This is a genomic window from Rhodobacter sp. SGA-6-6 (genome assembly GCF_011043545.1).
In the GTDB taxonomy this organism is placed as follows: Bacteria; Pseudomonadota; Alphaproteobacteria; order Rhodobacterales; family Rhodobacteraceae; genus Pseudogemmobacter.
Genome location: NZ_JAAKGP010000014.1, coordinates 59,131 through 81,346 on the forward strand (window position 1 = coordinate 59,131; position 22,216 = coordinate 81,346).

Below are 22,216 nucleotides of genomic sequence, written 5' to 3' on the forward strand. Positions count from 1 at the left end.
GGGCCTTTGTCGGGGGGCGCGGGAGGTGTCCGCGCCCCGGTTGGGTCAGCTTGCGGTGAAGCGCGTCGGGTCGGGGTGGCCGTCGGGCAGGATCACCGGCTTCAGGTTGGCGTCGTGAATCGCAAGATAAGGCTCGAAGCAGATGAAGATGAAGCCCCCGGAGTCCTCCATCAGGTCCTCCATGCGGTGGAACATCTCCGCCCGCGCGGTTTCGTCCTGTTCGGTCAGGGATTTCTGGTAGAGCTCCTCGTATTCCGCACTGTCGAAGAAGGACCAGTTGTAGATGCCGATCTGGTCGGGGCGGAACCAGACCAGGTTCTCGGTCGGGTCCACCCCGCCGGCGAAGTTCATCAGCACCAGCTCGATCGACTTGTAGCCCTCGCCCTGGGTCTTGTCGCCGAGCGCCCAATAGGCGGCGTCCTCGGTCGGCTGGATCTCGATGGTGATCCCGGCCTCGGCCAGGCTGGCCTGGATGATCTGCGCGGTGGCGAGCGACACCGAATCCGGCGTGCAGTAGAGGTTCAGGGTCAGCCCCTCGGCCCCGGCCTCGGACAGCAGCGCCTGCGCCTTGGCGACATCGCGGGTGGCGATCTTGTTGGCGGGCCGGGAATAGGGGGTGCCGGGCTGGATCACCCCGGTGGACCGCTCGGTCAGCCCGCCATAGGCGCCCTGCAGCACCGCCTCGCCGTCATAGGCATACTGGATCGCCTGGCGGACGCGCAGGTCCTTCAGCGGCTCCGCGTTCATGTTGATGGTCAGCCAGACATAGCGGGTGGAGGCGGCCTCGATCAGGGCGGAGCCCTCGGGCGGGTTGGCCTTCAGGTCGGCGGCCGAGGCGACGGCGACGCGGGTGAAGTCGAAGGCATCGGCCTCGTAGGCCAGAAGCGCGGCCTGGTCGTCGGTGACGATGTAGATCTCCACCGTGTCGAACTGCGGCTTCTCCAGCGGCCAGTCGGGGTTGCGCTTCAGCGTGACCTTGGCGTTCTGCTCCCAGGCATCGAAGAGATAGGGCCCGCATTGCGCCGGCATCTCGGTGGTGAAGCTGCCGCCCGCGGCCTCGGTCGCCGCCTTGCAGACCAGATGGCCGCCGTAATAGGGCAGCGCGATCACCTCGAAGGGCTTGAAGGCCTCGGTCAGGTGCAGGATGCCGGACTTCTCGCCCGTCACCTCGACATGGTCGAGCTTCTCGAACTGGTAGGCCCAGGCGGAGTCCGACCCCTTGATCCGCTCGAAGGAATATTTCACGTCCTCGGCGGTGACCGGGCCGAAATCGCCGGTCCATTTCAGCCCGTCGTGCAGGCTGAAGGCCAGCGTGGTGGGGCTGGTCCATTCGTATTCCTTCGCGGCGTAGGGGACGACCTGATGCCCCTCGCGCATGTCGGGGATGCGGCAGAGGGTGACGGTGCACATCCGCGGGATGATGTCGTCCAGCTCGCCGATCTCGCCGAAGGGGTCGAGGACCTGGAAGTCCGAGGTGACGCGGATGCGCAACGTGCTGCCATCCGCCGCCCAGGCGAGTTTCGGCGCGCTGGCCAGCGTGGCAAGGAAGGCGCCCCCGGCTGCAAGGAAGCCGCGGCGGTCGGTGCTCCAGTTCATGTCGGTGTCCTCTCCGTTGTGTCTTGCCCGGCAAGGTGGCAGCGCAGGGACCGGCCGGGGGCGATCTCGCGCAAGATGGGGGCTTCGCTGCGGCAACGGGCCACGGCCAGCGGGCAGCGGGTGTGGAAGACGCAGCCTGAGGGGCGGCGCAGCAGGCCCGGGATCTCGCCCCGGATCGCCAGGTCGGCGCGGCGGCGGCGCGGGTCGGGGTCGGGCTCGGACGCGATCAGGCTGGCGGTGTAGGGGTGCAGCGGCCGGGCGAAGACCTCGGCCGCCGGTCCGGTCTCGACGAGCCGGCCGAGGTAGAGGACGGCGATGCGGTCGGCGGTGTGGCGCAGCACCGAAAGGTTGTGGGTGATGACCAGGAAGGCGAGGCCGCGGTCGCGCTTCAGGTCCGCCATCAGGTTCAGGATGTCGCCCTGGATCGAGACATCGAGGCCCGCGGTGGGTTCGTCGGCGATCACCAGCGCCGGGTTCAGCGCCAGCGCCCGGGCGGCGCAGACCCGCCGCGCCTGCCCGCCGGACAGTTCGTGCGGATAGCGCGCGGCCAGCGCCGGGGGCAGGCCGACGCGGGCCAGCAGGTCCGCGGCGCTGGCGCGCTCGGCCTTCGGGATGCGGTGGATCGCATAGGGCTCAATGATCGCCGCCCCCACCTGCATCCGCGGCGACAGCGAGGCCACCGGGTCCTGGAACATCATCGCCGTGCCCCGGCGCAGCCCGGCTTCGGTCAGGGCCGCGCCCCGGAACCGCAGCGTCCCAGTGGCGGGCACCAGCCCCAGCATGGCGCGGGCCAGCGTGGTCTTGCCCGAGCCGCTTTCGCCGACCAGTCCGAAGGTCTCGCCCGGGTTCAGCTCGAAGGAGATGCCTTCGAGGATGTTGAGCCGCGGCGGCTTGCCGAAGGGGATCAGCCCGCCGGGCAGCTGCATGTCGACCCGCAGGTCCTCGACTTGATAAAGCGCGGTCATGGCCGCACCCGGTGGCAGAGCGCGGCATGGGTCGGGCTGACCCGCACCCGCGGCGGCGGCACGGCGCAGTCCGGCCCGGCCTGCGGGCAGCGGGCGGCGAAGGCGCAGCCCGGCGGCGGGGCGGTCAGGTCGGGCAGGCGGCCGGGGATGGTGGGCAGCCGCTCCACCCGCCCGGCGATATGGGCCGGGTCGCAGGCGATCAGCGCCCGGGTATAGGGGTGGCGGGGATCGTGGTGGATCTCGTCGGTGGTGCCCTCTTCGACCACCTCGCCGGCATACATGACATAGACCCGGTCGCAGAGTTCCCCCACCACGCCGAGGTGATGGGTGACGATGACGATGGCGCCATGGTGGTCCTGCCGTAGCTCGCGCAACAGATGGATGATCTGCGCCTCCATCGTCACGTCCAGCGCCGTGGTCGGTTCGTCGGCCACCAGCAGGGCAGGGCGCATCAGCAGAGCGGCGGCGATGGCGGCGCGCTGGCGCATCCCGCCCGAAAGCTCGTGCATGTAGCGGCGGAGCGCCAGTTGGGGGTCCGGCAGGCCGACGCGGGCCAGCATGGCGGCGGCGCGGGCGCGCTTTTCGGCCTTGGGGGCGGGAAGGCGGTGCTGGAAATCGACCAGCTGCTCGCCCAAAGTCAGCACCGGGTTGAAGGCGGTCATCGGGTCCTGGAACACCATCGCCACCCGGTCGCCGCGGATCGCCCGCCGCGCGGTTTCGGGCAGGGCGACCAGATCGCGGCCCTCGACCTCCACCCTGCCGGAGACCCGGGCCTCCGGCGCGGGCAGGCCGATCAGCGCCGAGGCGAGGGTGGACTTGCCGCAGCCGGATTCGCCGACGATGCCGACCACCTCGCCCGCCGCCGCGGTCAGGCTGGCGCCGCGCAGGGCCTGGACCGGGCCGTAGGAGATGCGCAGGTCGGTGACGTTGAGGACGGTCATCGCGGGCGCACCTTCAGCCGCGGGTCCAGCGCGTCGCGCAGGCCCTCGCCCAGGAAGGTGAAGCCGATGGTGGACAGCACCAGCGGCACCCCCGCCGCGGCCACCAGCACCGGCTGCTGGCGCAGCGAGGTATAGCCGTCGTAAAGGATGTTGCCCCAACTCGGCGTCGGCGGCTTGACCCCGAGGTTCAGGTAGGAGAGCCCCGCCTCCAGCATGATCACCACCGGCACGTCCATCGACAGCACGATCACCAGCGGGCCGACCACGTTGGGCAGGAGGTGCCGCAGAAGGATGCGGGCGGGGCCGGCGCCCATCGTCCGCTCGGCCTGGATGAAGTCGGCGGCCTTCAGCGTCAGGGTCTGGGCGCGGATCAGCCTTGCGTAGCCGGGGATCGAGACCAGCACGATCACCAGGATCAGCGTCGCCGTGCCGGGGCCGAGCACGGTGATCACCGCCAGCGCGAACATGATCATCGGCAGCGAGGAGAGCGAGTCGAAGACCAGCACCAAGAGCCCGTCCAGCCAGCGCGGCCCGTAGCCGGCGATCAGGCCGAGCACCAGCCCGATGGCGCCCGCGATCCCGGTCGAGGTCAGCGCGATGCCGAGCGCGGTGCGCGCGCCCCAGATCAGCCGCGAAAGCGTGTCGCGGCCAAGCTGGTCGGTCCCCGCCCAATGGGCCAGCGAGGGGTCCTGGAGCTTGTTCATCACATCCAGCTTCAGCGGATCGTAGGGCGAGATCCAGGGCGCGAAGAGGGCCATCAGCAGGAAGGCCGCCACCAGCACCGCGCCGGTGCTGCCCATCGGCCCCAGCCGGGGCAGCCGCATCGGGCGGCGGAGGGGGGCGTCAGCCGCGGAAGACATCGCGCACCCTCGGGTCCAGCCGGGCGATGATCAGATCGGCGGCGGTGACGACGAACAGGTAGAAGGCGGTCATGAACAAAGTGGTTCCCATCACTACCGGATAGTTCCGCTTCGCCACCGCCGAGGTGATCAGCGTGCCGATCCCCGGCCGCGAGAACACGGTTTCCACGAAGACCGCCGAGGACAGGATCGCGCCGAAGCCGACGGCCAGGATCGCCACCGTCGGGATGATCGCCAGCCGCAGCGCATAGCGGGTGACGATCCGCGCCTCGCTGAGGCCGAAGGCGCGGGCGGTGCGGATGTGGTTCGCCCCCATCACCTCCAGCATCGAGGCGCGGACGAGCCGGGCCAGATAGCCGACCCAGGTGATGCCGATGGCGAAGGCGGGCAGGATCACCGCGCGGGCCTGCGACCCCCAGTCGCCCGGCGTGCCCGCCCCCACCGCGGGCAACCAGTTCAGCCAGACGGCGAAGACCAGCAGGGAATAAAGCGCGATTACGAAGCTGGGCACCGCGATCATCGACACCGACAGGATGCCGAGCGCGGTATCGACCAGCGTGCCGCGCCAGACCACCGCAAGGCAGCCGAGCGCCACGCCCAGGACCAGCGCCCAGCCGAGCGCGACCACGCCGAGGATCAGGGTGTTGGGGAAGACCTCCAGAATCTGGTCCAGCACCGGCTTCTTCGACCAGACGTCATAGCCCAGGTTCCCTTGCAGGGCGTTGGCGAAGAAGTTCCAGACCTGCACCTGCACCGGCTGGTCCAGCCCCATGCGGGCGATCAGTTCCGCCTTCAGCGCCGGGGTGGCGCGGGGGCCGAGGGCCAGAGAGGCCGGATCGCCGGGAACCAGGAAGACCATCGCATACATCGCCAGCATGACGGTGAACAGGATCACCACCGCAAGGCCGATGCGCTTGACGGCATAGGTCAGCACCTTGGTCGGGCCTCCTCGCGGAGGCAGGGGTCAGATGTGGTCACGCGCTATCCTCTCGTCCCAGCTGCGGGTGAAGATGACCTTGCCGTTCTCCTTCGCGGTCAGCGTCATCTCCACCCGGAAATGCGTGGCGTCGCAGGTCAGGCGGCCTTCGGAGAAATGTTCGCAGGTGGCATCCTGCCGCTCGATCTCCACCCGGAAGCGGGTGATGGTGGCGGCCGAGAGCGGGTCGCCATCGGTGATCTCGTAGCGGGCCAGCCCCTCGGCGCGGTGGATGTGGCCGATGTCGGGCATCTCGGTCACGCCGGTCCAGCGCGGGAAATCGACGGTCATCTTGCCGGACAGCAGGTCCCGCGTCACCCGGCGCAGCGCGGCGCCTTCGACCGGATGATGCGCCTGCGGCGTCTGCGCAGCGGCTTCCGGCGGGTCGAAGGGGCGCAGCGCCTCGTCCTCCGGCTGTGGCGGGCGGACGGGAAGGGTCAGGTCGCCGGCCTCCAGTGTCAGCGTCGCCAGTTCCGGCGAGGGCCAGGCGATCGGCCAGTAGGTGTTCGACAGCGACAGTGCGATCCGGTGGCCGGCGGGGAAGGCGTAAGCGGTGTCCTCCATCTCCACCACGGCCTCGGTCGTTTCGCCCGGCACCAGCGGCTCGGGGTGTTCGTGGCCTTTGCGGTGGGTCAGGTTCAGGAGCCCGATGCCGACCCGGGTCGAGGCCCCGTCCGGCGCCACGTCGTTCAGCCGGGCCGAGACCAGCGCCAGCGGCTTGTCCGAGGAGAACCGCAGCGCCACCCGCACGGCGCCGAGGATCTCCAGCCGCTCCGGCAGCGGGTCGGTCAGGAAGACCAGCGAGCCGCCGTCGTCCACACGCTGGTCGGTCGCCCAGTCGGCATCCTCGCCATAGCGCCCGACCTCGCCCGCGGTCAGCCCGACCCAGAGCGGCGCGTTCAGCCGCAGGTCCAGCGGCGCGGGGGCCTCCCCCAGCCGGCCGGGGGAGAGATGCAGGCGGCGCTCCCGAATCCGCGGCGAGGGCCAGGACGGTTCCCCCACCCAGCGGCCGGGGCGGTCGAGGTAGCAGGTCTTCGGCGGCACCGGCTCCTGCATCCAGACCCGATACATCGGCTCGTCCATGATCCCGGTGTCGCGGCCCTTCATCCAGTGGTCGCACCAGCGCAGCACCTCCTGCAGCCAGCCGATGGCCGGGCCGACCGCCACGTCATGCGGGTAGGAATGCGCCCAGGGGCCGACAAGGCCGAGCCGGGGGCCGGACAACCCTTCCAGCAGCCGCGGCACCGCCTCGGAATAATTGTCGGCCCAGCCGGAGACGGCATAGACCGGGATGGTGATCCGGCTGAAATCCTCGCAGACCGAGCCCTGCTTCCAGTAATCGTCGCGGCGCTGGTGGCGCAGCCAGGTCAGGATCCAGGGGGTATTGGCCTCCAGCCGCTGCATCCACATCTCGCGCCAGCCCGGTCCGACGATGGCGGGGTCGGGCGGCAGGTCGTTGTGGGCGAACATGGTCGAGGACCAGTCGAAATTGTCCTTCGACAGGCAACCTCCGACCCAGTGGATGTCGGTCGCATAGCGGTCGTCGGTGGAGCCGACGGTGATGATCGTCTTCAGGGCGGGCGGTTGCAGGGCGGCGATCTGCAACCCGTTGAAGCCGCCCCAGCTGATGCCGATCATCGCCACTTGGCCGTCGCACCAGTCCTGTCCCGCGATCCAGGCGATCACGTCGCAGCCGTCCTGCTGCTCCTGTGGGGTGTATTCGTCGGTGATGATGCCGTCGCTTTCGCCGGTGCCGCGGATGTCGACCCGGATGCAGGCATAGCCGTGGCCGGCGAGGTATTCGTGCAACCCGTTGTCGCGGGTGCGGGTGCCGTCGTGCTTCCTGTAGGGCAAGTATTCCAGGATCGCCGGGACCGGGCCCGCGCCCTCCGGCAGCCACAGCTTCGCCGCCAGCTGCGTCCCGTCCGGCAGGGTCAGGAACAGGTTCTCGGTGATGGTCACCCGATGCGGGAACTGGCTGCGGATCGTCATGCTGGCTCCTTCTTGTTGAACGACAATGCAACAAGGATCGGAGTCGGGCAAATGTTTTTTCCGGATTGACCGGCGGCCTTCCTCATTCTTATGATACGACCGTTCAACAGTGGAGGGCAGCATGTCCCGCAACCCCCGTTACGACGTGCTGTTCCAGCCGGTCCGCATCGGGCCGAAGACCGCGAAGAACCGATTCTTCCAGGTGCCCCATGCCAGCGGCATGACCAATGCGGCGCCGCATGTCCGCGCCGCCTTCCGGGCGATGAAAGCCGAAGGCGGCTGGGGCGTGGTCTCCACCGGGGCCTGCTCGATCCACCCCACCTCCGACGACAGCCCCTTTCCCTTCGCCTCGCTCTGGGACGAGGCCGACGTGCGGTCCCATGCGGTGATGACCGAGGCGGTCCATGCCCATGGCGCGCTGGCGGCGGTGGAGCTGTGGCACGGCGGCGCGGCGGCGGTGAACCGGACCACCCGCCATGCGCCGCTGTCGCCCTCGGGCGTGCCCTGGATGGCGACGCATGTCGGCTTCATGTCCTCGGCCCGGCCGAAGGCGATGGATGCCGCCGACATCCGCGACTTCATCCGCTGGCACGCCGAGGCGGCGGTGCGGGCGGAGCGGGCGGGCTTCGACATCCTCTATGTCTATGCCGGGATGGGCTATCTGCCCTACCAGTTCCTGCTGTCCGACTACAACCGCCGGACGGATGCCTACGGCGGGTCGGTCCGCAACCGGGTGCGGCTGGTCGAGGAACTGATCGACGCCACCCGCGAGGCGACCCGCGGCCGCTGCGCCGTGGCGCTGCGGCTGTCGATGCAGGAGCTGCGGGCGCGGCCCTCGGAGGTAGCGGAAAGCGAGGGGCACGAGGTCATCCAGTTTCTCAAGGACGCCCCAGATCTGTTTGATATCAAGATGGATTATTCTGCCACCGATTGCGCCGCCAGCCGCTACACGCCGGAAGGCAGCCACGAGCCGGTGGTGGAGTTCGTCAAGCGGCTCACCGACCGGCCGGTGGTGGGCGTGGGCCGCTTCACCTCGCCCGACACGATGGTCGCGATGGTGAAGCGGGGGGTGCTGGATTTCATCGGCGGCGCGCGGCCGTCCATCGCCGACCCGTTCCTGCCCGCCAAGATCGACGCCGGGCGCGAGGACGAGATCCGCGAATGCATCGGCTGCAACATCTGCATCTCCTCCTGGCACGACGGCGTCTGGGTCCGCTGCACCCAGAATCCCACCGCCGGAGAGGAATGGCGGCGCGGCTGGCACCCCGAGGTCGTCACCCGCGACGCGGAAGGCGAGGTGCTGGTCGTCGGCGGCGGCCCGGCGGGGCTGGAAGCGGCGCTGACGCTCGGCCGCCGCGGCTACCGCGTCGCCTTGGCCGAGGCCGCGCGCGACTTCGGCGGACGGCTGCGCTTCGAGAGCCGGTTGCCCGGCCTGTCGCAATGGCATCGGGTGGTGGACTACCGGCTGGGGCAGCTGCGGCGGATGGAAAACGTCTCGCTCTACCCCGAAAGCCGGTTGACTGCGGCCGACGTGGCCGAATTCGGCGCCGGTCATGTGGTGGTGGCGACCGGGGCGACCTGGCAGCCGGTGCTGTGCAACCCGAACGAATTGCCGGGCGCGCGGCTGGAGGCGCCGCGGGTCTACACCCCGGACGACCTGGCCGCGGGGGCGGAGATCGAGGGGCCGGTGGCGGTCTTCGACTACGACAACTACTACATGGGCTCGGCCGTGGCCGAGGCGCTGGCGGGGCAGGGCAAGGCGGTCACCTATATCACCACGGCGGGTGCTGCGGCGGCCTGGGGCTTCATGACCAACGAGCAGCCGCTGGTCCATGCCTCCTTCGCGGCCAAGGGCATCGCCTGCCGCACGCTGGAGGTGGTGACCGGCTTCGACGGCGAGACGCTGCGGCTGGCGCAGATCTTCAGCGGCGAGGCGCGGGAGATCCCGGCCCGGTCGCTGGTGATCGTCGGGCTGCGGCAGGGGGGATCGGCGCTTTACGAGGCGCTGGTCGGCAAAGGGGGCCCGCAGCGGGTGCATCTGACCGGCGACGCCAATGCGCCCGGGGCGATCGCCCATGCGGTCTATCAGGGCCACAAGACGGCGCGGGAACTGGGGCTCGCGCGCGTCTCGGTCGGCCGCGATGCCCCCTTCGCCCCCCGCGATTTCCTGCCGGAGGCGGCGGAATGAGAGGGGTGCGCGACTTGCAAAATTCTTGGAAGAATTTTGACAAGATTTTTCCAAAAATCTTGTCCCTCCCGGCTGCGGGCGGAACGGGCCGATGAGCCGCCGTCCCCGTCCCGGCCGGACCGCCGGCGAACTGCGTCAGGTGCCCTTCGGGCAGGTGGAGCGGCGCTATGCCCCGGTGGAGGTGATCTCGGCCGACCAGGTGGAGGCGATCCACCTCGCGGCGCTGAAGCTCTTGGCCACCACCGGGATGCGGGTGCTGGAGCCCGCCGCCCGCGCCGCCTATCGCGCCGCGGGTGCCGGGGTCGCGGAGGAGAAGGTCACCTTCCCCGAGGGCATGATCGCGGCCTGCCTGCGCAGCGTTCCCGCCACCTTCACCCTGCGCGCCCGCGACCCGGCGAAGTCGCTGCGGCTCGGCGGCGGGCACCATGTCTTCGCCTCGGTCGGCGGGCCGGCCTATGCGATGGACAACGACCGCGGCCGCCGCGACGGCACCTTCGCCGAGATGTGCGATTTCCTGCGGCTGGTGCAGCAGATCAACGTCCTGCACCAGGAAGGCGGCGGCCCGTTCGAGCCGATGGACCTGCCGGCCCATACGAGACATCTGGACATCTACCTCGCCCAGATCACCCTTCTGGACAAGAACTGGCAGACCCAGACCCTCGGCCGCCTGCGCACCATGGACGGGATCGAGATGGGGGCGATGGCCCTTGGCCTGACGCCGGACACGATGCGCGACACGCCCGCGCTTCTGGGCATCATCAACACCAACTCGCCGCTGCAGCTGGACGTGCCGATGGCCGAGGGGCTGATGACGATGGCCGCGCACGGGCAAGTCAACGTCATCACCCCCTTCACGCTGGCCGGGGCGATGAGCCCGGTGACGCTGGCGGGCGCGCTGGTGCAGCAGCACGCCGAAGCGATGGCGGGGATCGCGCTGACCCAGATCGTGCGGCCCGGCGTGCCGGTGATGTATGGCGGCTTCACCTCGAACGTCGACATGCGCTCGGGCGCGCCCGCTTTCGGCACGCCGGAATACACCAAGGCGGCGCAGGCCAGCGGCCAGCTGGCGCGGCGGATCGGGGTGCCGTTCCGGTCCTCCAACGTCTGTGCGGCGAACGAGGTGGATGCGCAGGCGGCCTATGAATCGCAGATGGCGCTCTGGGGCGCGCTGATGGGCGGGGCGCATCTGGTGGAACATGCGGCGGGCTGGCTGCACGGCGGGCTGACCGCCAGCTTCGAGAAGCTGGTGCTGGACGCCGAGATGCTGCAGATGATGGAGGAATATTTCCGCCCCATCGAGGTCTCGCCCGCGGCGCTGGCGCTGGAGGCCATCGCCGAGGTCGGGCCCGGCGGCCATTTCTTCGGCGCGGCGCATACGATGGAGCGTTACGAGACCGCCTTCTACAGCCCGATCCTGTCGAACTGGGACAACCACCCGCAATGGCTGGAACGCGGCGGGGTGCAGGCGCGGGAGCGGGCCAATGCGCTGTGGAAGCAGATGCTGGCCGAGTATGAGCAGCCGCCCTTGGACCCGGGCATCGCCGAGGCGCTGGAGGCCTTCGTCGCCCGCCGCAAGCGGGAGGGCGGGGCGCCGATGAACTGAGGGGCTTGCCCGGCGTCCTTGGCGAAGGCCATCGCCTTCGCCACAGAGCTACATCTCAACCGGACCGGCCGGGCCCTCAAGGCCCGGCCAGCGCCCGCCCCGCCCCCGGCGGGCGCTTCTCGCCCGTCGGGTCGGGCGCTGGCCTCCCGGGTTATGTGCTGCCACCGTCTCCGGGTGCAATCGTCCCGCACGGGCGGGGGCGAGACAATGCCTCGCCTTTTCCCGCCCGCAGCAGACGGGGGCAAAATTTGATCAAATTCCTTGAACCCCCCGGCTTTTGATCATATCCTGCCGGCAAGACGGCCTTCCATCCCGCCGATTCTGCGAGGTTTCCCATGAACATGATCACCAACCACCTGCCGACCGCCGAGCTGCAGAAGCTCGATGCCGCCCACCACATGCACCCCTTCACCGACGCCAACGGCCTGGCCGAGAAGGGCGCGCGGGTCATCACCCGGGGCGAGGGCGTCTGGCTGACCGACAGCGAGGGCCACCGCATCATCGACGGCATGGCCGGGCTCTGGTGCGTCAACATCGGCTACGGCCGCAAGGAACTGGCCCAGGCCGCCGCCAAGCAGATGGAAGAGCTGGCCTATTACAACACCTTCTTCCAGACCACCCATGTCCCCGCCATCGCCCTGGCCGCCAAGCTGGCCGAGATCGCGCCGGGCGACCTGAATCATGTGTTCTTCGCCGGCTCGGGGTCCGAGGCCAACGACACCAACATCCGCCTCGTCCGCCGCTACTGGCAGGTCAAGGGCCAGCCCGAGCGGCGGGTGATCATCGCGCGCTGGAACGGCTATCACGGCTCCACCATGGGCGGCGGCTCGCTCGGCGGGATGAAGCCGATCCACTCCCACGGCGGCCGCATCGACGGGATCGAGCATATCGGCCAGCCCTACTGGTGGGCCGAGGGCGGCGACATGACCGAGGACGAGTTCGGCCTCATGCGCGCCCGCGAGCTGGAGGCGAAGATCGAGGAACTGGGCGCCGACAAGGTGGCCGCCTTCATCGGCGAGCCGATCCAGGGCGCCGGCGGGGTGATCGTGCCGCCGCGGACCTACTGGCCGGAAATCCAGCGCATCTGCGACAAATACGGCATCCTCTTGATCTCCGACGAGGTCATCACCGGCTTCGGCCGCACCGGCAACTGGTTCGGCTCGCAGACCTTCGGCATCAGGCCGCATATCATGACCATCGCCAAGGGCCTGTCGTCGGGCTATGCCCCCATCGGCGGCTCCATCATCTGCGACGAGGTGGCGGCGGTGGTGGCCGAGGGCGGCGAGTTCTTCCACGGCTACACCTATTCCGGCCATCCGGTCTCCTGCGCGGTGGCGCTGGAGAACCTGCGGATCATCCAGGAAGAAGGCGTGGTCGAGCATGTGCGCGACGTGGCCAACCCGCATCTGGCGAAGCTGTGGAAGGGGCTGGAGGACCACCCGCTGGTCGGCGAGGCCAAGCTGGTCGGGCTGATGGGCTCGATCGCGCTGACGCCGGACAAGGCGACCCGCGCCCGCTTCGCCAGCGAGGAGGGCACGGTCGGCTTCCGCTGCCGCGAGCGCTGCTTCGCCAACGACCTGATCATGCGCCATGTCGGCGACCGGATGATCATCGCCCCGCCGCTGGTGATCACGCCGGAAGAGATCGACACCCTGGTCGCCCGGGCGCGCAAGTCGCTGGACGAATGCCACGCCGGGCTGAAGGCCGACGGGCTGCTGGTGGCGAAGAAGGACTGACGCCTGCCGAGGACGGGGCGCGGGGGCAGTGGCTTCCGGGGGTCCGGAGTCGGTTTGCGGCGAGGAAGGGGCCGCCTTTCGGGGGCGGCCTCTTTCGTTGGGGGAGAACGGGGACGGGGGCAGATCCGCTGTGCCGGTGCTAGCCTCGGTCGCAGGCATCCATAGACAGGATTGCCAGAAAGAGTTCCTTTGAGACGGCCATGGCTATTTCCTCACCCAGTTGACTGAACTCAGTATTTTTCGGGCATCGCTGGAAATCTCATTCCAGATTCCATCGAGCGAACCATCGCCAGGCTTGCGACCCAGCACCTCCTCCACCCTCCCCTCCGTCACCGCCTCGTCGGTGATCTCCAGCGTCACCGATGTCAGCGCCACCCCCGGCCCGAAGCTGACCGCGAGGTCCGAGGGCTCCACCCGCCGCACCGTCTTCGGGTCCGCCACGTCGTCGAAGGTCACCAGCAGCGGCAGCCCGTCCGGCGGGATCGGCAGCACGGTGCCTGTCGGCAGCGCCCCCGCCGCCCGCAGCACCTCGATGGTGCGCACGCCGTAGCCCGCGTATTCCCCCAGGCCCGGCCGCACCAGCGAGGGCAGCAGCCAGACATCCGGCCCTTCCAGCAGCAGGAACAGATACCGCTCCGCCGCCACCTCGACCGCCACCGCCTCGCCCCGCAACTCGGTATGGCTCCCGGGCGGCTGCCCCGCGTAGCCCTTCAGCGCCTTGGTCACATGCAGCGACTGCACCGAGAAACCGGAGACCTCTCCCGCCGGCGTCTCGACAGTGACGGTGATCCTCTGGCGCCAGTCGAATTCCTCGTCCCGGCACCCCGGAAGGGCCAGAAGCAGGACAAGCGGGAGAAGGCGGAACAGGGGCATGCGGCACTCGCAACTTTTGCGCGAGTTGTCCCCCGGCAATGCGGCGGATTTCGGGCGGCGGTCGGGTGACTTCCCGGCCGGTGCGCGTGTCGCGCAGGTGTCATCCCTCCCAACCTGTCCTCCCCGCGCAAGCGGGAACCCATCTCCTGAGGCCGGGCATCCGGATCCCCGCTTGCGCGGGGAGGACAGCGCGGCGGGAGGCAAAGGGGGCGAATGGCAGGTCCGGGAGAGGGGCCGGCGGGGTGGAGACGGCCGGCAGGCAGGGGCGGGCGTCCGGTCCGCGCCGCTTGAGGTCGGCGTGCCTTCGCCCTAAGACTGGACCAGCGAACCGCGAAGGAGCCTGCCCATGACCATCTACGGCGACCTGGCCCATGCCATCGGCAACACGCCGCTTCTGAAGCTGCGCCGCGCCTCGGAGATGACGGGCTGCACCATCCTCGGCAAATGCGAGTTCCTGAACCCCGGCCAGTCGGTCAAGGACCGCGCCGCGCTTTACATCATCAACGACGCGGTGAAGCGCGGCCAGCTGCGGCCCGGCGGCACCATCGTCGAGGGCACGGCGGGCAACACCGGCATCGGGCTGGCGCTGGTGGGCGCGAGCATGGGCTTCAAGACCGTGATCGTGATCCCCGAGACCCAGAGCCAGGAAAAGAAGGACATGATCCGCCTGGCCGGGGCCGATCTGGTGCAGGTGCCCGCCGCGGCCTACCGCAACCCCAACAACTATGTCCGCTACTCCGGCCGGCTGGCCGAGGCGCTGGCGCGGACGGAACCGAACGGCGCGATCTGGGCCAACCAGTTCGACAACGTCGCCAACCGCCAGGCGCATGTGGAGACCACCGGGCCGGAGATCTGGGACCAGACCGGGGGCAAGGTGGACGGCTTCGTCTGCGCCGTGGGCTCGGGCGGCACGCTGGCGGGTGTCGCCATGGCGCTGCAACCCAAGGGCGTGAAGATCGGGCTGGCCGACCCTGAGGGCGCGGCGCTGCATTCCTTCTACACCACCGGCAAGCTGGAATCGCCCGGGTCCTCGATCACCGAGGGCATCGGCCAGGGCCGGATCACCGCCAACCTGGAGGACCTGACCCCCGATTTCAGCTGGCGCATCCCGGATGCCGAGGCGCTGCCGCTGATCTTCGACCTCGCCATGGAGGAAGGGCTCTGCATGGGCGGATCGACCGCGATCAACATCGCCGGCGCCATCCGCATGGCGAAGGAGATGGGGCCGGGCCACACCATCGTCACCGTGCTTTGCGACTACGGCAGCCGCTACCAGTCGAAAATCTACAACCCGGCCTTCCTGCGCGAGAAGGGCCTGCCGGTGCCGGAATGGCTGGCGCGGCCGGCCCGGCCGATCCCCTCGGTCTTCGAGGACGCCTGACACCGATGCGGGCCCTCCGCGCCCTTCTCCTTCTTCTGGTAGTTGCGGTCCTGGCGATGCCCGGGGCCGCTCCGCTTTGGGCGCAGGAGAACGGGCAGGCGGAGGAGACGGTCAATTACGAGGATTGGGAGAAGGCCGCGGCCAAGGCCGAGGAGGAGCTGGAAGACCGCAACCTGACCGAGGCCCGGCTGGAGGAATTGCGCGGCCAGATCGCCGCCTGGCGGGCGGCGCTGTCCACCGCGCAAAGCGCCAACTCGGCCCGGATCGGCACGGTGAAGGAACAGATCGCCGCGCTCGGCCCCGCCCCGGCGGAAGGCGAGACCGAGGCCGAGGAGATCAGCGCCCGCCGCAAGGAACTGGCCGACCGGCTGGTCAAGCTGCAGGCGCCGGGGATCGCCGCCGACGAGGCCTATCGCCGCGCCGACGGGCTGATCCGCGAGATCGACCGCATCTTGCGCGAACGGCAGGCGGATGCGCTGCTGCGGCTCTGGCCCTCGCCGGTCAACCCGGGCAACTGGCCCGAGGCGGCGGTGGGCCTGTCCGACACGGTGATGCGGTTCTGGTACGAGGGCAGCGAGGCCTGGGAAGACCCGGACGCGCGCGAGCGGCTGGTGGACAACCTGCCGCTGATCGTGCTGCTGCTGGCGGTCTGGGCCGGTCTGTCGATCTATGCCCGCCGCTGGATCGACGGCTATGCCGAACGGTTGCAGCAGCGCGGCGGCGAGATGCGGCGGCGGGTGCTGGCGGTGCTGGCCTCGCTGGGGCTGGTGGTGGTGCCGGTCCTCGGCGTGGTGGCGCTGACCTCGGCCCTGCGGGCGACCGGGATGCTGGGCGAGGTGGGCAGCCGGGTGAACCATGCCCTGCCGGTGATGGGCTTCCTGGTGTTCTTCGCCGCCTGGCTGGGGATGCGCGCCTTCCCGCGCCAGCAGGGCGAGGGCGCGGTGCTGCCGCTGCCGCCCGAGCGGCGGGCCGAGGGGCGGTTCCTCGCGGTGATGATGGGCCTCGTCTCCGCGGCCGAGCTTCTGCGGGCCGAGGCGATGGATGCGCAGGAATATTCCGACGCCACCACTGCGGTGATGACCTTCCCGATCCTGGTCGCCGGCGGGCTGGCGCTGTGGCGGATGGGCCGGGTGCTGCGGCGGGGGCGGGAAGAGGCGGGCGGGCAGAGCTATGTGCTGACACTGCTGTCGCTGATCGCCCAGGCGATCGGGCTGATCGGGATCGCCGGGCCGGTGCTGGCCGCCTTCGGCTATGTCGCGGCGGCGGATGCGATGATCTTCCCGGCCATCGTCTCGCTGGCGATGATCTGCATCCTCTTCATCCTGCAGCGGCTGGTCGGCGATGTCTGGGCACTGGCGCTGGCCCGCCGCGGCGAGGAGGCGGCGCCCGGCGACGGCCTCGTGCCGGTGCTGGCCGGCTTCGCGCTGGCGGTGCTGTCGCTGCCCTTGTTCGCGCTGATCTGGGGCGCCCGCTTTTCCGACCTGACCGAGCTCTGGACCCGGTTCCGCGAGGGCTTCCAGATGGGCGAGACCCGGATCTCGCCCACCGACTTCCTGATCTTCGCGGTGATCTTCGTCATCGGCTATGCCATCACCCGGCTGGTGCAGGGGGCGCTGCGCTCCACCATCCTGCCGAAGACCTCGATGGACCGCGGCGGCCAGACTGCGCTGGTGGCGGGGCTGGGCTATGTCGGCATCTTCCTGTCGGCGCTGGTGGCGATCAACGCCACCGGGATCGACCTCTCCGGCCTGGCCATCGTCGCCGGCGCGCTATCGGTCGGCATCGGCTTCGGCCTGCAGAACATCGTGCAGAACTTCGTCTCCGGCATCATCCTGCTGGTGGAACGGCCGGTCAGCGAGGGCGACTGGGTCGAGGTCGGCGGCGTGCAGGGCATCGTCAAGTCGATCTCGGTCCGCTCCACCAAGCTGCAGACCTTCGACCGCACCATGGTCATCGTGCCGAACGCCGATTTCGTCAGCCAGCAGGTGAAGAACTGGACCCGATTCTCGCTGGCCGGACGGCTGATCGTGCCGGTGGGCGTGTCCTACGGCACCGACACCCGCAAGGTGGAGCGCATCCTGCGCGAGATCGCCGAGGCGCAGCCGCTGGCCATCCTGAACCCGCCGCCGACCGTGGCCTTCCAGGGCTTCGCGCCGGATGCGATGCAGTTCGAGATCCGGGTGATCCTGCGCGACGTCAACTTCAGCGCCCAGGTGAAGACCGACATCAACCACCAGATCGTCGAGCGCTTCGCCGCCGAGGGCATCGAGATTCCGCACACCAGCGATGTCGCCCTGCGCAACGTCGACGAGATCGCCCGGGCGCTGGCCGGGTTGCGGGGGGAGGAGCCGCCCGCGGCGCCGGCGCCCGCGCCTGCCGCCCGCGATCCCCGCGACAAGGACGAAAGCGGCTGAGCCCGCATGACCGATGGACCGCCGATGACCGAGCTTCTGTTCCGCGCCGACCCCTATCTGCAGACCGCCCCGGCCCGGGTGCTGGCCCATACGCCCGAGGGCGGCATCGTGCTGGACCGCACGGTGTTCTACGCCACCGGCGGCGGCCAGCCCGGCGACAGCGGCTGGCTGGCCTGGGAGGGCGGAAGGCTCGCCATCGCCACCGCGGTGAAGGCCGAGGGCGGCGTGGCGCTGGTCCCGGCCGAGCCCGCCGCCATGCCGGCCCCGGGCGCCGAGGTGGTCCAGGCGCTGGACTGGACCCGCCGCCACCGCCACATGCGCATCCACACCGCGCTGCATCTTCTTTCGGTGGTGGTGCCTCTGCCGGTGACCGGCGGCCAGATCGGTGCCGAGCGCGGGCGGCTCGACTTCGACATGCCCGACCCGCCCGCCGACGTGGCGGCGCTGGAAGAGGCGCTGAACCGGCTGGTCGACCTCGACCTTAAGGTCTCCGAGACCTGGATCACCGATACGGAGCTGGCCGCCAACCCCGGGCTGGTGAAGACCATGTCGGTGAAGCCGCCCACCGGCCAGGGTCGCGTCCGCCTGGTGCGGATCGGCGAGGGCACGGGTCAGGTCGACCTGCAGCCCTGCGGCGGCACCCATGTCGCCCGCACCGGCGAGATCGGCCGCATCGTCCTCGACAAGGTGGAGAAGAAGGGCCGCCAGAACCGCCGCATTTCGATCTCGCTGGCGGAGTAGGGCGAGGCGGTGTGGCGCCGGTCTTCCCGGAGGTTGGCCCGGCGATGCCTCGCAGGGCAGGCGCGACCTGCCCGGGCCGACAGCCTGCGCCCCTGAGACCGATGCCCTGCCCGGAGAGGCAAGCGAAGCGCGCCGCCCTCCGGCAAACCAGCCCCTTGAACCCACCCCCGCCACAGGCTAAGAGCCGCTGACGGACAGTTGGCCGAGTGGTCGAAGGCGCACGCCTGGAAAGTGTGTAGGCGGGGAACCGTCTCGAGGGTTCGAATCCCTCACTGTCCGCCACATTCAGATACTGAATCCGTCCAAGGGCCCCGGTTGGGGCCTTTTTTCTTTTTGTTTCAAAGGGCGTTGGCAAGGTCATCCGCCCTTCGGAGACTCAGCGCTTCACGCAGAATGGGTCTCCGAATGGCCCGCGTCTCTCTTCGAGCGCCCCTCGATGGTCACGGGACGGCGCGAAACATCCTCGCATTTCCAATGGGTTGCCGCGTTCATGGGTTCGCCCCGTTCGCAAGATAATCTGGTAACGGAGACAGACACGAAGGCGCAGGGCGGTCAGAAGGACGGCTCCGTGGCGTCCAATCCCGAAGTCCGGCGGCCACGTTCGACGCAAGCCAAGGCCCTGCCGGAAGTCTCTGATGACAAACAGACTTCACGCCCATAGCCTGGCGCAATGTCGAACGGGGCGTGGACAGATGAAGAGAACGACCTGATCGTCGCGGATTACTTCGCGATGCTGGCCGACGACATCTCCGCGCGCCGCTACAGCAAGGCCGAGCACCGCCGCGCGCTGCTGCCGCTGCTGAACGGCCGGTCCGAGGGGTCCGTCGAGTTCAAGCACCAGAACATCAGTGCGGTGCTGAAGGGCCTCGGCGAGGACTGGATCCCCGGTTACAAGCCCGCGTTCAACTTCCAGATGACCTTGGTGGATGCCGTGGCGCGGTGGCTGGCGCTGAACCCGGCCTGGCTCGGACGCCAACCGGGGCTGCAAACCGCCGCTGGCCTGCGCGAGGCCGCGCAGATCTGGATCGGGCCGCCGCCGACGCTGTCGAACCAGCCGCCCCCGCAGGAGCTGGACCAGATGCTGCACATCGCCCGCAAGTTCGACGTGGCGGGCCGGGACGAGCGCAACCGGGCCCTCGGGCGCGCGGGCGAGGAACGTGTGCTGGCGCATGAACGGGCGTCTCTGCGCTCGGCAGGACGGGACGATCTGGCGCGCAAGGTGCGCTGGGTGTCGGAGGAGGATGGCGACGGCGCGGGCTACGACATCGCGAGTTTCGCCCCGGACGGGCTCCCGCGGCTGATCGAGGTCAAGACGACGAACGGGTGGGAGCGCACGCCCTTCCACATCACCCGCAACGAACTGGCCATGGCCGAGGAGCGCCGGCCGGAATGGTGCCTGTTTCGGCTCTGGAATTTCTCACGCGAGCCAAAGGCGTTCGAACTGCATCCGCCACTGGACACGCATGTCTCGCTGACCGCGACGACGTTTCAGGCGAGCTTTCACTGAGGCTCAGTCGAACACCCGCTCCGGCTGTTCGTGCCACGGCAAGGCCGCGACGTCGGTCAGTTTCAACAGGGTCACGGCGGGCACCTCGCGCTTGTAGACCAGTCGCTTGAGGACACCTGGCGCGAGATAGGCGAGCCGCAGCTGTCGGCTGACATGGCGTTCGGCAAGCCCCACGGCTTTCGCCAGATCGGTGACCGTGTTGAATTCGCCAGCCTCCATCCGCCGCCGCCAGCCCCACGCCCGACCAATGGCGCGCAGGATATGCGGATCCTGCGTTCGGTCTTCGCTGGGCAGATAGGTGGCGGGCGGCATGATCTTCGGCCGCCCGTTCTGCTTGCGGACCTTGAGCGGCACGAAGATCTGGATGGACTCGTCGGGTTTCATCATTCCGCCGCCACCTTCTTTCGTGGCGCCATCATGTCGCGCATGACGCCCGAGACGCCGTCGGTCCGGACATCGATCACCAGCCCCTCGGACGTCACAGTGACCCGGCGCACCAGCAACTGTACGATCCGGGTCTGCTCCGCAGGGAACAGCTGGGCCCAGACGTCATCGAACGTCTGCAGCGCGGAGATCACGTCGGCCTCGGCGAAGACGTGACCCTCGCGCGCCAAGTGGGCGATGACCTGCGCCGTGATCGAGGGCGCGCGCATCACCCGCCGCAACTCGGTCACCACGGCCGCTTCCACGAGGTCGGCAGGAAGACGGCGCGGGATGCCTTCATCGCTGGGCTCGCGGTTTTTGATGACGTCCATCGAGACGTAGTACCGGTATCGCCGCGCGCCCTTTTTCGTGCTGCTCGGGGTCATGGCGGCGCCCGTGGCCGTGAAGATCAGCCCCTTGAGCAGCGCTGGCGCCTGCGCGCGAGTGTTGTTGGCGCGCTTTCGCGGATTCTGCCGCAAGATGGCATGGACCTGATCCCACAGCTGCTCGCCGATGATGGCCTGATGCTCGCCGGGATAGGCATTGCCCTTGTGGACGGCGTCGCCGCGATAGACGCGGTTCACCAGCACCCTGTAGAGATATCCCTTGTCGACCAAGGTGCCCTGCTTGTTGCGGAACCCCTTGCGGCGCAGTTCACGGGCCAGCACGGTCGCTGATCCGACCTCGACGAACCTCTCGAAGATACCCCGCACGGTGGCGGCCTCGTCCTCGTTCACCACGAGTTTGCGGTCCTTCACATCGTACCCGAGCGGGACATAGCCGCCCATCCACATGCCCTTCATGCGGGATGCGCGGACCTTGTCGCGGATGCGCTCGGCCGTGACCTCGCGCTCGAACTGCGCGAAGCTGAGCAGGATGTTCAGCGTCAGCCGCCCCATGGACGTGGTGGTGTTGAAGGACTGCGTGACCGAGACGAAGGTGACGCCGTTGCGGTCAAAGACCTCGACCAGCTTCGAGAAGTCCATCAGCGACCGCGACAGGCGGTCGATCTTGTAGACGACCACCACATCGATCAGGCCGTCCTCGATGTCGGCCAGAAGCTGTTTGAGGCCGGGCCGTTCCAGCGTCCCGCCCGAAATGCCGCCGTCGTCATACTGATCGCGGACCAGCACCCAGCCCTCGGAGCGTTGGCTGGCGATGTAGGCTTCGCAGGCCTCTCTCTGGGCATGCAGGCTGTTGAATTCCTGCTCCAGCCCTTCCTCGGAGGACTTGCGCGTGTAGATCGCGCAGCGTTGGCGGCGGACGGGATTTGTGCGTTGATCCATCAATCATTCCCCCGCTTTCGTTCGCGCAACCCGAAGAAACGGTAGCCATTCCAACGCGTCCCGGTGATCGCCCGCGCAATCGCGGACAAGGATTTGTAGGGGCGGCCCTGCCACTCGAACCCGTCCCGCAGGACCGTGATCGTGTGCTCGACCCCGTTCCATTCTCGGATCAGCCTCGTGCCGACCACGGGATTGCGAGGATCGGCGATCTGGCTCTTGCGTGTCAGGGTGCCGCTGACCTCGTCGGCCAGCAGGTCCAGCATGCGCCGGGTTTCGCGATCAGGACCGCCATACGTCAGCTCCTGGATGCGGTAGGCCAACCGGCTCTCGAGGAACGCTCGGCTGTTGTTCGGCGCTGCCGATGCAAAGATCGTCTGCCACTCCGACTTCAGCTGGGTGACGGACATGGACTTCAGCGCGGCGAGGCGCGCGGGAATGGGATCGGGCTTGTTCATGCATTTCTCCGGCGAGTTGGAGTTGCATGACGGCATTTGTCGGGAGGAGAGTGTAGGCAACGTTCTCCAGTATCGTCAGATACTTCGCCCATTTCCCGCATCCGCAGCCGAACCAGCCCGAGCGCCATCAGGCCGCACAGCTCGGCGCGGCGTTCCGCGGGCGTCATCTGGTCGGGCGGGAGCGGATTGGGGCGTTTCAACTTGGTCTCCGTCATGCGGCGCTTGGCTGCAGCGCGCTCTGAGAGAGAAAAGCCAAGTGGACGGCCTGATCGGGACAGC

General features: G+C 69.0%; 17 protein-coding genes and 1 tRNA gene. 8 read left to right on the top strand and 10 right to left on the bottom strand.

Features of this window, described 5'->3' with window-relative positions:
- Positions 1 to 45 precede the first annotated feature (45 nt).
- Genes G5B31_RS18135 through G5B31_RS18160 form a run of 6 tightly spaced genes read right to left on the bottom strand, consistent with a single transcriptional unit; the run spans position 46 to position 7,330 of the window.
- A complete protein-coding gene (locus G5B31_RS18135) occupies positions 46 to 1,596 on the bottom strand; it encodes an ABC transporter substrate-binding protein (protein WP_165019626.1) in 1,551 nt (516 codons plus the stop codon).
- Positions 1,593 to 2,561, bottom strand: a complete 969-nt coding sequence (locus G5B31_RS18140; protein ID WP_165019627.1) for an ABC transporter ATP-binding protein — start codon at positions 2,559 to 2,561, stop codon at positions 1,593 to 1,595. The genes G5B31_RS18135 and G5B31_RS18140 overlap by 4 nt, the downstream gene beginning before the upstream one ends.
- The gene (locus tag G5B31_RS18145; protein WP_165019628.1) at positions 2,558 to 3,502 is read right to left on the bottom strand and encodes an ABC transporter ATP-binding protein; all 945 of its coding nucleotides are present in this window, start codon (positions 3,500 to 3,502) and stop codon (positions 2,558 to 2,560) included. The genes G5B31_RS18140 and G5B31_RS18145 overlap by 4 nt, the downstream gene beginning before the upstream one ends.
- Positions 3,499 to 4,362: an ABC transporter permease gene (locus G5B31_RS18150; RefSeq protein WP_240904484.1), complete on the bottom strand. Its 864-nt coding sequence runs from the start codon at positions 4,360 to 4,362 to the stop codon at positions 3,499 to 3,501. The genes G5B31_RS18145 and G5B31_RS18150 overlap by 4 nt, the downstream gene beginning before the upstream one ends.
- A complete protein-coding gene (locus G5B31_RS18155) occupies positions 4,346 to 5,296 on the bottom strand; it encodes an ABC transporter permease (RefSeq protein WP_165019629.1) in 951 nt (316 codons plus the stop codon). Before G5B31_RS18155 ends, G5B31_RS18150 begins: the two co-directional genes overlap by 17 nt.
- 30 nt (positions 5,297 to 5,326) lie before the next feature.
- A complete protein-coding gene (locus G5B31_RS18160) occupies positions 5,327 to 7,330 on the bottom strand; it encodes a CocE/NonD family hydrolase (RefSeq protein WP_165019630.1) in 2,004 nt (667 codons plus the stop codon).
- A gap of 121 nt (positions 7,331 to 7,451) precedes the next feature.
- Here G5B31_RS18160 and G5B31_RS18165 point away from each other — a divergent pair, with 121 nt between their 5' ends.
- The 3 genes from G5B31_RS18165 to G5B31_RS18175 all read left to right on the top strand — a co-directional run bounded on the left by G5B31_RS18165 (position 7,452) and on the right by G5B31_RS18175 (position 12,857).
- On the top strand, positions 7,452 to 9,518 hold the full coding sequence (locus G5B31_RS18165; protein ID WP_165019631.1) for an FAD-dependent oxidoreductase: 2,067 nt from the start codon (positions 7,452 to 7,454) through the stop codon (positions 9,516 to 9,518).
- A gap of 91 nt (positions 9,519 to 9,609) precedes the next feature.
- Positions 9,610 to 11,121 (top strand): trimethylamine methyltransferase family protein, encoded by a 1,512-nt coding sequence (locus tag G5B31_RS18170; RefSeq protein WP_165019632.1) that lies wholly within the window; start codon positions 9,610 to 9,612, stop codon positions 11,119 to 11,121.
- Between the two features lie 335 nt (positions 11,122 to 11,456).
- On the top strand, positions 11,457 to 12,857 hold the full coding sequence (locus tag G5B31_RS18175) for an aspartate aminotransferase family protein (RefSeq protein WP_165019633.1): 1,401 nt from the start codon (positions 11,457 to 11,459) through the stop codon (positions 12,855 to 12,857).
- A gap of 204 nt (positions 12,858 to 13,061) precedes the next feature.
- Here the strand turns inward: G5B31_RS18175 and G5B31_RS18180 are convergent, their stop codons facing one another.
- Positions 13,062 to 13,730 carry a hypothetical protein gene (locus G5B31_RS18180; RefSeq protein WP_165019634.1) on the bottom strand — a complete coding sequence of 223 codons (669 nt, stop codon included), beginning with the start codon at positions 13,728 to 13,730 and terminating at the stop codon, positions 13,062 to 13,064.
- Positions 13,731 to 14,076: 346 nt separating this feature from the next.
- Here G5B31_RS18180 and G5B31_RS18185 point away from each other — a divergent pair, with 346 nt between their 5' ends.
- The 5 genes from G5B31_RS18185 (at position 14,077) to G5B31_RS18205 (ending at position 19,773) form a co-directional block, all read left to right on the top strand.
- The gene (locus G5B31_RS18185) at positions 14,077 to 15,111 is read left to right on the top strand and encodes a cysteine synthase A (protein ID WP_165019635.1); all 1,035 of its coding nucleotides are present in this window, start codon (positions 14,077 to 14,079) and stop codon (positions 15,109 to 15,111) included.
- A 5-nt stretch (positions 15,112 to 15,116) separates the two neighbouring features.
- Positions 15,117 to 17,525: a DUF3772 domain-containing protein gene (locus G5B31_RS18190; protein WP_165019636.1), complete on the top strand. Its 2,409-nt coding sequence runs from the start codon at positions 15,117 to 15,119 to the stop codon at positions 17,523 to 17,525.
- Between the two features lie 24 nt (positions 17,526 to 17,549).
- Positions 17,550 to 18,266 carry an alanyl-tRNA editing protein gene (locus tag G5B31_RS18195; RefSeq protein WP_165019637.1) on the top strand — a complete coding sequence of 239 codons (717 nt, stop codon included), beginning with the start codon at positions 17,550 to 17,552 and terminating at the stop codon, positions 18,264 to 18,266.
- A gap of 192 nt (positions 18,267 to 18,458) precedes the next feature.
- A tRNA-Ser gene (locus G5B31_RS18200) sits at positions 18,459 to 18,548 on the top strand.
- Positions 18,549 to 18,936: 388 nt separating this feature from the next.
- Positions 18,937 to 19,773, top strand: a complete 837-nt coding sequence (locus G5B31_RS18205) for a DUF3883 domain-containing protein (protein ID WP_165019638.1) — start codon at positions 18,937 to 18,939, stop codon at positions 19,771 to 19,773.
- A gap of 3 nt (positions 19,774 to 19,776) precedes the next feature.
- On the opposite strand, the gene G5B31_RS18210 is transcribed toward G5B31_RS18205, so the two are convergent.
- Genes G5B31_RS18210 through G5B31_RS18220 form a run of 3 tightly spaced genes read right to left on the bottom strand, consistent with a single transcriptional unit; the run spans position 19,777 to position 21,937 of the window.
- Complete coding sequence (locus G5B31_RS18210) at positions 19,777 to 20,160, bottom strand: hypothetical protein (protein WP_100929109.1); 384 nt, start codon at positions 20,158 to 20,160, stop codon at positions 19,777 to 19,779.
- Positions 20,157 to 21,482: a recombinase family protein gene (locus G5B31_RS18215; protein WP_165019639.1), complete on the bottom strand. Its 1,326-nt coding sequence runs from the start codon at positions 21,480 to 21,482 to the stop codon at positions 20,157 to 20,159. Before G5B31_RS18215 ends, G5B31_RS18210 begins: the two co-directional genes overlap by 4 nt.
- Positions 21,482 to 21,937 carry a DUF2924 domain-containing protein gene (locus tag G5B31_RS18220; protein ID WP_165019640.1) on the bottom strand — a complete coding sequence of 152 codons (456 nt, stop codon included), beginning with the start codon at positions 21,935 to 21,937 and terminating at the stop codon, positions 21,482 to 21,484. The genes G5B31_RS18215 and G5B31_RS18220 overlap by 1 nt, the downstream gene beginning before the upstream one ends.
- Positions 21,938 to 22,216 lie beyond the last annotated feature (279 nt).

Bases quoted from the DNA above. Each gene is read 5' to 3' on its own strand.
- G5B31_RS18175 (WP_165019633.1), top strand. From the start codon at position 11,457: ATGAACATGATCACCAACCACCTGCCGACCGCCGAGCTGCAGAAGCTC.
- G5B31_RS18195 (WP_165019637.1), top strand. From the start codon at position 17,550: ATGACCGAGCTTCTGTTCCGCGCCGACCCCTATCTGCAGACCGCCCCG.
- G5B31_RS18210 (WP_100929109.1), bottom strand. From the start codon at position 20,160: ATGATGAAACCCGACGAGTCCATCCAGATCTTCGTGCCGCTCAAGGTC.
- G5B31_RS18180 (WP_165019634.1), bottom strand. From the start codon at position 13,730: ATGCCCCTGTTCCGCCTTCTCCCGCTTGTCCTGCTTCTGGCCCTTCCG.
- G5B31_RS18135 (WP_165019626.1), bottom strand. From the start codon at position 1,596: ATGAACTGGAGCACCGACCGCCGCGGCTTCCTTGCAGCCGGGGGCGCC.
- G5B31_RS18145 (WP_165019628.1), bottom strand. From the start codon at position 3,502: ATGACCGTCCTCAACGTCACCGACCTGCGCATCTCCTACGGCCCGGTC.
- G5B31_RS18190 (WP_165019636.1), top strand. From the start codon at position 15,117: ATGCGGGCCCTCCGCGCCCTTCTCCTTCTTCTGGTAGTTGCGGTCCTG.
- G5B31_RS18165 (WP_165019631.1), top strand. From the start codon at position 7,452: ATGTCCCGCAACCCCCGTTACGACGTGCTGTTCCAGCCGGTCCGCATC.
- G5B31_RS18150 (WP_240904484.1), bottom strand. From the start codon at position 4,362: ATGTCTTCCGCGGCTGACGCCCCCCTCCGCCGCCCGATGCGGCTGCCC.
- G5B31_RS18205 (WP_165019638.1), top strand. From the start codon at position 18,937: ATGTCGAACGGGGCGTGGACAGATGAAGAGAACGACCTGATCGTCGCG.
- G5B31_RS18220 (WP_165019640.1), bottom strand. From the start codon at position 21,937: ATGAACAAGCCCGATCCCATTCCCGCGCGCCTCGCCGCGCTGAAGTCC.
- G5B31_RS18160 (WP_165019630.1), bottom strand. From the start codon at position 7,330: ATGACGATCCGCAGCCAGTTCCCGCATCGGGTGACCATCACCGAGAAC.
- G5B31_RS18170 (WP_165019632.1), top strand. From the start codon at position 9,610: ATGAGCCGCCGTCCCCGTCCCGGCCGGACCGCCGGCGAACTGCGTCAG.
- G5B31_RS18185 (WP_165019635.1), top strand. From the start codon at position 14,077: ATGACCATCTACGGCGACCTGGCCCATGCCATCGGCAACACGCCGCTT.
- G5B31_RS18140 (WP_165019627.1), bottom strand. From the start codon at position 2,561: ATGACCGCGCTTTATCAAGTCGAGGACCTGCGGGTCGACATGCAGCTG.
- G5B31_RS18215 (WP_165019639.1), bottom strand. From the start codon at position 21,482: ATGGATCAACGCACAAATCCCGTCCGCCGCCAACGCTGCGCGATCTAC.